Origin of the sequence: Bradyrhizobium sp. (genome assembly GCF_027307225.1) — a bacterium.
Classification (GTDB): Bacteria; Pseudomonadota; Alphaproteobacteria; order Rhizobiales; family Xanthobacteraceae; genus Bradyrhizobium.
On record NZ_DAHUXJ010000068.1, the window covers coordinates 49,478 to 58,469 of the forward strand.

Sequence of the window (8,992 nt, forward strand, 5' to 3'; positions counted from 1 at the left end):
TGTTCAATCTGAAAGGTGATGCCATGAGGAAAGTACTGGTGGCACTGGCCACCGTGGCCACGTTGGCCTTCTCGGCAGCGAGCCCCGCCCACGCCCAGCGCGCGCTCGGTGCGGCGATCGCCGGCGGCCTGATCGGTGGCGCCATTGTCGGCGGCGCGGTAGCCGCGAGCCCCTACTATTATGGCCCCGGCCCTTACTACTACGGACCCGGACCTGGCCCCTATTACGGTGGGCCGGCCTACGTCGCCAATGAACCGTATGGCTGCTACTGGCAGCGTCAGCGCTTCTGGGATGGCTACGCCTGGCGTTTCCGCCGCGTGCGCGTTTGCGACTGACGCCCGTTCAACTGACGGCTATTCATCTTCATTAAATCAGGCGAGATGGCCCTCCATCTCGCCTGATTTCCGTAGTGTCACGGGAGTGTTGGCCCGAAAAAACCGCTTTTCGGGCCAATGTCCCAAGCACGTTTACTTCGGGTTGACCGTTGCGCGCTTCTTGGGCCGCAGCGTAAATTTCAAACTCGGCGTGCGAATCGAACTGCCCCCCTGGCGCCCCCCCCAGGCGTCGCATCTCCAGGAGAGTTGAACACATGAACAAGACCTTTGCTGCGCTCCTTGCTCTGGCAATGGTAGCCGGCCTTGCCACCACAACCCCGGCCAGTGCCCAGCGTGCGCTCGGCGCGGCGATTGCCGGTGGCATCATCGGTGGCGCGATCGTCGGCGGCGCTGTTGCCGCTAGCCAGGCTCCTCCGCCCCCGGTTTACGTCGCGCCCGGACCCTACCCGTGCCGCTGGGTACGTGAGCGCTTCTGGGACGGCTACGAGTGGCGCTTCCGCCGCGTTCAGTACTGCGACTGATCGCAAGCTCGCTTTGACGAGGAAAAACCCGGCCTCGCAGCCGGGTTTTTGGTTTTCCAAGCCATCGGGACGCTGGCTTCGTTTGCACCGTTCGCTAACGGCCTCGCTGTCGCTCGACCTGCTCGGGTGCTATCGTGCCTGCTCGATCGAATGCAGCACCGCTTCGCTCGGCCAGCAATCTACTTTGAGCCCGGTCCGCTTCTGATAGGCGCCGAGCGCTGAGCGCGTCAGCATTCCGGCTTTGCCATCGATCTTGTCGGCGTAGAGACCAACGCGGGTAAGGCCGCGCTGCATGGCTTCGACATCCTGGGTGCGCAACTGCTTCGCGGCCGACCATGGTCTGGCGAACGGAAGCGGGCTCACCATTCGATCGGCGAGGTGGCCGACGAACAGCACATAGAGATCGGAGAAATTGTACTCCTTGATCACGAAGTAGTTCTTCGTGGCAAGAAATGATGGGCCGTAAATGCCCTCGGGCTGCAACAGCGACGCCTCTTGTGCCTGTTCGGCCGCACTCAATCGCTGCCCGCGCACCGGCACAAAGCCTTCGCGCCGCCATTCGTCAAGCGGCTTGGTCACCTCCGGCACCCCTGACGTGCAGTCGACATTCGCCGGCGGCGTGACTTCGTAGGCCCAGCGCAGGCCCTTCTGCCAACCCTTGTTGACGAGCTGCGCCGCGGCAGACGCCAGTGCATCCGGCACCGAGTGCCAGATATCCTTGCGGCCGTCGCCATCGAAATCGACTGCGTGCTCGTAAAACTCTGAGGGGAGGAATTGCGTGAGCCCGGTCGCACCGGCCCAGGAGACGCGCAGATCCTTGCGCGTCACCTCGCCGTCATTGATCAATTTCAGCGCCAGAACGAACTCGTTGCGGTACTGATCCTTGCGCCGGCCGACATAGGCCTGCGTCGCCAGCACGCGCACGCCGTCATAGGGCAGTGTATAACGCCCGTAATCGGTCTCGCGGCCCCATATCGCGAGCACGATCGGCGCCGGCACGCCGAAGCGCTTTTCGATTGCCTCCAGCGAAGCGCGATATTTCGCCATCAGCTTTTGACCTTCGGCCGCCAGCCTCGCGATCGAGGCTTCGTTGATGTAGTCGGCCGGCACCTGCACGAACTCCGCCTGCGACGGCGCGCCGGTTGCGGGGCGTCCCGGCAGGATCAGGTCCGGCAGCTTGTAATCAGGCTCGAGGTCTGCGGTCTCGCGGTCGAAGGTCGCGCGCGAGACGCCTTGCGCCTTGGCCTCGGGCCAGAGCGAGGCGATGAATTGCGTGAAGGCAGGGTCGGGCGCGGCGCTGGCGGGGAGAGGCAGCAGAATCAGCAGCAGGCCAAGTACGCACGCAATACGGACGAGCAACCGAATGCTCACGCGTCGGTTAGGTCGAGACGGCGCTCGATGCGCTCGATACGAACATCCATCCGATCAAGGCGGTTCGACATATTGGCGTACTGGTTCTCGAGATTTCCGACGCGCTGCTTTATCTCTCGGATATCATCGCGTACATCATCGAGGGCGCCACGAATGTGGCGCAAGTGTTCAAGAACGATATTGTCTGCATCAGCCATGGTGTAAGGTTATCATAGCTCCGGATCGTTGTGAACCATAGCGGCCAGCCCGACCTGGAGATGCCTTCAAATCTGGGCCCAGCCGAATGACCAAGCGAAATTTGCCTCCCAAATTCAAGACGGAAGCCGAAGAGCGGAAGTTCTGGGAGACGCATGACTCCACCGATTACGTCGACTGGAGAAAGGCGGAGCGCATACGCTTTCCGAATCTGAAGCCTTCAACCACGGCAATTTCAATTCGCTTGCCGCTGGGCTTGCTGGAGCAAATCAAGATCGCCGCCAACAAGCGCGACGTTCCCTATCAGTCGCTGATCAAGATGTGGTTGGCGGAAAAGGTAGAATGACGGAACCGCCTGCGAAGAGGCCCTAACCTATACGCACGGCAAGTCTCACTAATCGAAGCAGTGAGACTTATCGCGTCAGCTTCTTGTATTTCACCCGATGCGGGATGACGGAATCCTGGCCGAGGCGGCGCATCTTGTCTTTTTCATAGTCCTGGAAGTTGCCTTCGAACCATTCGACATGACTGTCGCCTTCGAAGGCAAGCATATGCGTGGCGATGCGGTCGAGGAACCAGCGATCGTGGCTGATGATGACGGCGCAGCCGGCGAAATCCTCCAGCGCTTCTTCGAGCGCGCGCAAGGTGTCGACGTCGAGATCGTTGGTCGGCTCGTCGAGCAGCAACACGTTGGCGCCGGATTTCAGCATCTTCGCCAGGTGCACGCGGTTACGCTCACCACCCGATAGCGCGCCGACCTTCTTCTGCTGATCGGCGCCCTTGAAATTGAAGGACGAGCAATAGCCGCGCGAGTTGACCTCGCGCTTGCCGAGCAGGATCAGTTCATTGCCGCCGGAAATTTCCTCCCACACGGTCTTCTTCCCGTCGAGATCGTCGCGCGACTGGTCGACATAACCGAGGTGTACGCTCTCGCCGACCGTGATCGCGCCGGAGTCCGGCTTTTCCTGCTCGGTGATCATGCGAAACAGCGTGGTCTTGCCGGCGCCGTTGGCGCCGATCACGCCGACGATACCGCCCGGTGGCAGCTTGAAGGTTAGATTGTCGATCAGGACGCGATCGCCATAGGCTTTGCTGAGCCCTTCGAAATCGATCACGTTCTGACCCAACCGCTCAGCCACGGGGATGGTGATCTGCGCGGTCTGGGTCTGCTTCTCACTCGCCTGCTTCAGCAGATCCTCATAGCGCTGGTAGCGCGCTTTCGACTTGGCCTGGCGCGCCTTCGGAGAAGCGGCGATCCATTCCTGCTCGCGCGCAAGCGTACGCTGATGCGCGGCCTCCTCGCGGCTCTCCTGCTCGAGCCGCTTCTGCTTCTGTCCCAGCCAGGACGAATAGTTGCCCTCGTAGGGAATGCCTTTGCCACGATCGAGTTCGAGAATCCAGCCGGTGACGTTGTCAAGGAAATAGCGGTCGTGGGTGACGATCAGGATCGCGCCTGGATAGTTGCGCAGATGGCCTTCGAGCCAGGAGACGGACTCGGCGTCGAGATGGTTGGTCGGTTCGTCCAGCAGCAGCAGTTCCGGCTGATCGAGCAGCAAGCGACACAGCGCAACGCGACGGCGTTCACCGCCGGAGAGCTTCGTCACATCGGCATCGTCGGGTGGACAGCGCAGCGCGTCCATCGCCTGGTCGACCTTGCTGTCGAGATCCCAGAGGCCTGCGGCCTCGATCTCGTCCTGCAGCTTGGTCATCTCGTCGGCGGTTTCCTCGGAATAGTTGACCGCAAGCTCGTTGTAGCGGTCGAGGATCGCCTTCTGCTTGGCGACGCCCAGCATGACGTTCTCGCGGACGGTCTTGGTGGCGTCGAGATGCGGTTCCTGCTCGAGGTAGCCGACGCGGGCGCCCTCGGCGACCCAGGCCTCGCCGGTATATTCCTTGTCGAGCCCGGCCATGATCTTGAGCAGGGTCGATTTGCCCGAACCGTTGACGCCGAGCACGCCGATCTTGGCGTCCGGGTAGAACGACAGGTGGATGTTATCCAGCACCTTGCGGTTGGGCGGATAGGTCTTGGACAGACCCTGCATGAAATAGACGAACTGGCGCGCCATCGAGGTTCCTGAAAATAGGGGATTTTTAAGCACGTTGAGCTTGCGGCTGATGTAGCGGCGCAGCCCCCAAAGGGCAACCTTTCCAGCGACCGCACCCGGCGTTTTCCGTCCGTTCACCACGGACGAATACGGGATCGGTCGATCACGACAATTGAAACCTTCTTTTAATAAGTTGCGGCCGAAAATCGAACGCGACGCCGGAAAAAGGCGTCCAACGTGTCAGAAGACGCCGGAAAGAAAAAAGACAGGTTTCGTCATGGCGATCATCGATTTGGCTTCCCTTTCCCCTCCGGCAGACCGCCACGACGGCCACAGCCTTGTCCTCGCCGGAATCCGTGCCTTCTTCAGCGCGTTCTTCGCCAAGGCGTTCGACCCCTACCGTCCCGAACTGCACTATATGCGCGGGCCCGGTCCGGCCTGCCGCGCCAAGCAGACGATTAAATCTCAGCGCGCCGGCTGACCTTGCGCTACCTAGCCGGCCATCCGAGGCCGCCGGTAACGCAGAGCGGCACCGTCTTCCCAACCACATTTTGATAATGGCGGCGCTTGCCTGAACAAGCGCGCCGCGCGACCATGGGGTCACGTCCCGAGACGCGCGCATGATGCGCCGTCACCATCGCCATGAACGGACCTTCCCATGACGCGGCTGCGCTGTGCAATTCTCGACGACTATCTCAACCTCTCGCTGGCGGTCGCAGACTGGTCCAAGGTCGAGGATCGCGTCGATGTCACCGTGTTCCGGGAGCCCTTCGCCTCACCGGAGGCCGCAGCCAGCGCGCTAGAGGATTTCGAGATCATCTGCGCCATGCGCGAACGCACGCCGTTCCCGCGCGCCATGTTCGAACGCCTGCCCAGGCTGAAGCTTTTGATCACCTCCGGCATGCGCAACAACTCGATCGACATGACGGCCGCCAAGGAGCGCGGGGTTGCCGTGTGCGGCACGCATTGGCCGCGCGATCCCACCGCGCCGCTTACCATGGGCATGATCCTGGAATTGACCCGCAATATCGGCCGCGAAAGCTCCCGCATGCACGCTGGTGAATACCTGCAAAAGCATGTCGGCATCGAGATCGAGGGCAAGACGCTTGGCGTGGTCGGCCTGGGCAAGCTCGGCGCCAAGGTTGCGGGACTGGCGAAAGCGTTCGGCATGAACGTGATCGCCTGGAGTCCGAACCTGACGGCCGAGCGCTGCAAGGAAGTCGGCGTGACCTACGCCACCAAGGAAGACCTGTTCTCGACCGCCGACATCATCACCATCCATGTGGTGCTGAGCGACCGTTCGCGGGGTCTCGTCGGCGCCGCCGATCTCGCCCGCATGAAGCCGACGAGTTTCATCGTCAACACCGCGCGCGGACCGATCATCGACGAGACGGCGCTGTTGGAAACCTTGAAGGCGCGCAAGATTGCGGGCGCCGGCGTCGACGTGTTCTCGGTCGAGCCGTTGCCGGTCGACCATCCCTTCCGCAAGCTCGACAATCTCGTGCTGACGCCGCACCTTGGCTACGCGACGCAGGAAACCTTCATCGCCCACTACAACCAGATGGTCGAAGGCATCGACGGCTGGTTCAAGGGCGAGCCGGTGCGGCGTCTGGCGTAAATCGAGGCTTCATCGGGAGCGATAGCGGCTTGTCCGTCGAGACCCGCGCAGAGGCGACGTCGCCCCTCGAAATGACGGGGATTTGGCTATCCCGTCTCTACTCGTCGAGAACCGTTGGAAACACCCGTCGCAACTCGGTACGGCCGCTGGCCGAACGATCACGCCGTTTTTGGCTACAGCGCTGTGGACGCGACGAAAAGCGCGCCGTTGGCGCGCTTTTCGTAAGTTTCTCGATCTCGGTACGGCTTTAGCGCACCGTCACCGCTGGCGGCAGCGGCGGCACCGCGGTCGCCGGGTTGGTGCCAGGAGCGCCCGCCGGCGGCATCGCCTGTCCCGCAGTCGATCCCGGCACAGGTGCGGCAGAAGCCGTCGTGGTGGTCGAAGCCGGCGGATTGCCCGGCCACACGACCACGCGGGTGCCGACCTTGACGCGAGCGAACAGGTCGGAGACGTCCTCGTTCAGCATGCCGATGCAGCCCGAGGAGACGAACTTGCCGATCGTCGACGGCTGGTTCGTGCCGTGGATACGATAGACGGTGCTGCCGAGATACATCGCGCGCGCGCCGAGCGGATTGCCAGGGCCGCCGGCCATAAAGCGCGGCAAATAGGGCTGGCGATCGATCATTTCCGGCGGCGGATGCCAATCCGGCCATTCCGCCTTGCGCGTGATCTTCTGCACGCCGTTCCAGGTGAAGCCGTCGCGGCCGACGCGGACGCCGTAGCGGATCGCGCGGCCATTGCCCAACACGTAATAGAGATAGGTGTGGGGCGTATCGACGATGATCGTCCCTGCCGGCTCCTTGGTGGCGAAGGCGACTTCCTGCCGGCGCAGATTAGGCGCCAGATTGGCCGGCCCCGATTCCGGCTGCTCCTCCGGCGGCAACAGCATGACTGTCTTGTTTTCCGGCCCTTGCGGCGCGGCGCCCTGCGGCGGCTGCACGGTGCCAGTGACGTTGGCGGATCCAATTGCGCCGGGCGGCCGACCCTGGTCATCGACGGGCGGCGAGCCATAAGGCTGCGGCGTCGCGCCAGCAGGCCGGTCGGCATAGATCACCGCGGGCGCATCGCTGCGGCCATAACGCGGATCATCCGGCGACATCACCGGGCCCGAATAACCACCAGGCGGCGGCATGGGACGGCCATAACGTGGATCGTCAGGCGACATCACGGGGCCGCGATCGGAATAAATCGGACGGCTGGCCGGGCCAGGCGGCGGCAAGGCGGTCGAACCGGGCCCGTTTGGTCCCTCATCGTCTTCCAGCGAGTCGAAATCGGCCGGACGCTGCGACCGCGCATCACCCGGATAGGGCGGATAGGCCTGCGGAGAGGGCGAATAGACAGCCCCCGACGGCGGATAGTTCTGCGCCGACGCAAGCGAGGTCCCCACGGTCTCCGCCGCCAAAACAGCAGAAACCGCCGCGCAAATCGTCAGAATGCGATTGGTCATCATTCCTCTTGTATAGCCCCAAGGCGACACCGGATCGTTAACGGCAGATGACCGAAGATCGCGGCGCATTCAAGACAAAATAGCTGTTCCAGCTGCATACGACCATTTTGTGATGCCGCAAAAACCCGGCTTTTCACCGGTTCCTGCCCGACTAGCGAGATTCCTGCGTGGAAAGGCGGCTTGCAGAGGGGCGACCATCATCACCTGCGGCGGCGAAGTGACAGGCGCTTTGAGATTCCAGGTCGAGAACGAGATTTAACGAGCGGCGTAAAACCGTTGCGCTATTCTTGTGTGATCGTGATTCGTCTGTGATCGTGATTTGTCGCTTCTAGCGCGCGGCAGTTCTTCTCCACCAACGGCCCTTTTTCATCGCCCGCCTCCCGCCGGGCGCTTTTGTGAATCCAAGGCCGTTGGCACGTCCGATTTCAGTGGCCACCGCGTTCCCATCCGCCCCAGTTTTGCAAGATTTACGCGCGCCATGCTTCCTGGTTTTCGCTTCCTGTTCGCAGCGATCATGTTGTCGATGTCGCTCCTCATTTTCGGGCTCGGCGCGGCGGCGCTGCTGCGCGCGGCTCATGAATCGTTTGCCAGCAATTCATCCTGGCGCGGGTCGCCGGAAGTCGCCTTCGCGCAGCCGCCTGAGACGACGCTGCCCATGCTCGCGACCCTGCGCGTCGAGCCGGCGACAGAGAAGCCGGCCGCTTCCGCCCCGGCCGCGGCTATTCCCGCAGAGCTGTCGGAGCCTGCGATCGTCGCGGCTCGTCCCGAGCCGGCACCGGCGGCAACTGAGCCCGCAAAGGCCGATCAGGTCGCCGCAGCAAGGCCCGCCGACGCTCCGGTAGAGGTTACGACGCCCAATAGTGCACCGGTCGATCTGCCGGTAACGCAAAATCCGCTGGTGTCTGAGGCCGCACCAGCCGCGCCCGTCGCCGAGCCGGCCGCCGCCGGCGAGACAAAGACGGCAGCGCTCGGGACATCCGATGCCCCATCCGGTGCGAGCGAACCGGCCGCGATCCAGCCGGAGCCAGCGCCTCCGCCACCAGCCAATCCGACGATCGTCACACCGCCGGCGCCCACGGCATCAGCGGTCGCCGCCGCGCCAGCCGAGCCGGCCGCTTCAGCCGCGCCGGCGACCCCAGCCGCTCCGGCAATGACGGCGGAGACCAGCGAGGCTGAAACGAAAATCGCGACGCTTGGCGGACCGCCGGTTGAGGTCACCGACAACGAGTCGGTTCTCCAAACGCGGGAAGTGAAGCTCCCTCGGGCCAGACCCGATGAAAGCTTGATCAGGAAACGTCTGCAAGCGCGGCGCGCGCTACGCCGGCGCCGCCTCGCCGCACGGGCAAGGCTCCTCCTGGCGCAACAACAGTTGCAGGCCAATCCCTTCTTGCAACAGCCCCTGGCGCAGCCGCAGCAACCCTACCTGCAACCCGCCGTCACGACACGCCAGCGGCAATAGA

At 63.1% G+C, this 8,992-nt stretch carries 10 protein-coding genes; 6 read left to right on the forward strand and 4 right to left on the reverse strand.

Annotation, left to right across the window (positions count from 1 at the left end):
• Positions 1-23: 23 nt before the first annotated feature.
• Together M6D32_RS11890 and M6D32_RS11895 are read left to right on the forward strand one after the other, a co-directional pair.
• Positions 24-335 carry a hypothetical protein gene (locus M6D32_RS11890; protein ID WP_298256261.1) on the forward strand — a complete coding sequence of 104 codons (312 nt, stop codon included), beginning with the start codon at positions 24-26 and terminating at the stop codon, positions 333-335.
• A gap of 254 nt (positions 336-589) precedes the next feature.
• Complete coding sequence (locus tag M6D32_RS11895; protein ID WP_298256263.1) at positions 590-856, forward strand: hypothetical protein; 267 nt, start codon at positions 590-592, stop codon at positions 854-856.
• A 129-nt stretch (positions 857-985) separates the two neighbouring features.
• Here the strand turns inward: M6D32_RS11895 and M6D32_RS11900 are convergent, their stop codons facing one another.
• The gene (locus tag M6D32_RS11900) at positions 986-2,221 is read right to left on the reverse strand and encodes a lytic murein transglycosylase (protein WP_298256297.1); all 1,236 of its coding nucleotides are present in this window, start codon (positions 2,219-2,221) and stop codon (positions 986-988) included.
• A 2-nt stretch (positions 2,222-2,223) separates the two neighbouring features.
• The gene (locus tag M6D32_RS11905) at positions 2,224-2,424 is read right to left on the reverse strand and encodes a hypothetical protein (RefSeq protein WP_298256265.1); all 201 of its coding nucleotides are present in this window, start codon (positions 2,422-2,424) and stop codon (positions 2,224-2,226) included.
• An 86-nt stretch (positions 2,425-2,510) separates the two neighbouring features.
• Between M6D32_RS11905 and M6D32_RS11910 the strand changes: the two genes are divergently transcribed.
• The gene (locus M6D32_RS11910; protein ID WP_298256267.1) at positions 2,511-2,768 is read left to right on the forward strand and encodes a BrnA antitoxin family protein; all 258 of its coding nucleotides are present in this window, start codon (positions 2,511-2,513) and stop codon (positions 2,766-2,768) included.
• A gap of 67 nt (positions 2,769-2,835) precedes the next feature.
• Here M6D32_RS11910 and ettA read toward each other — a convergent pair whose 3' ends face one another.
• Positions 2,836-4,488 (reverse strand): energy-dependent translational throttle protein EttA, encoded by a 1,653-nt coding sequence (gene ettA / locus M6D32_RS11915; protein ID WP_298256299.1) that lies wholly within the window; start codon positions 4,486-4,488, stop codon positions 2,836-2,838.
• A 256-nt stretch (positions 4,489-4,744) separates the two neighbouring features.
• Here ettA and M6D32_RS11920 point away from each other — a divergent pair, with 256 nt between their 5' ends.
• Positions 4,745-4,948, forward strand: coding sequence for a hypothetical protein (locus M6D32_RS11920; protein WP_298256269.1), 204 nt, complete (start codon positions 4,745-4,747; stop codon positions 4,946-4,948).
• Positions 4,949-5,125: 177 nt separating this feature from the next.
• Positions 5,126-6,085: a D-2-hydroxyacid dehydrogenase family protein gene (locus tag M6D32_RS11925; RefSeq protein ID WP_298256271.1), complete on the forward strand. Its 960-nt coding sequence runs from the start codon at positions 5,126-5,128 to the stop codon at positions 6,083-6,085.
• 247 nt (positions 6,086-6,332) lie between these two features.
• Here the strand turns inward: M6D32_RS11925 and M6D32_RS11930 are convergent, their stop codons facing one another.
• Positions 6,333-7,535 carry a L,D-transpeptidase gene (locus tag M6D32_RS11930; protein ID WP_298256273.1) on the reverse strand — a complete coding sequence of 401 codons (1,203 nt, stop codon included), beginning with the start codon at positions 7,533-7,535 and terminating at the stop codon, positions 6,333-6,335.
• Between the two features lie 475 nt (positions 7,536-8,010).
• Here M6D32_RS11930 and M6D32_RS11935 point away from each other — a divergent pair, with 475 nt between their 5' ends.
• Complete coding sequence (locus M6D32_RS11935) at positions 8,011-8,991, forward strand: hypothetical protein (protein WP_298256275.1); 981 nt, start codon at positions 8,011-8,013, stop codon at positions 8,989-8,991.
• Position 8,992: the final 1 nt, after the last annotated feature.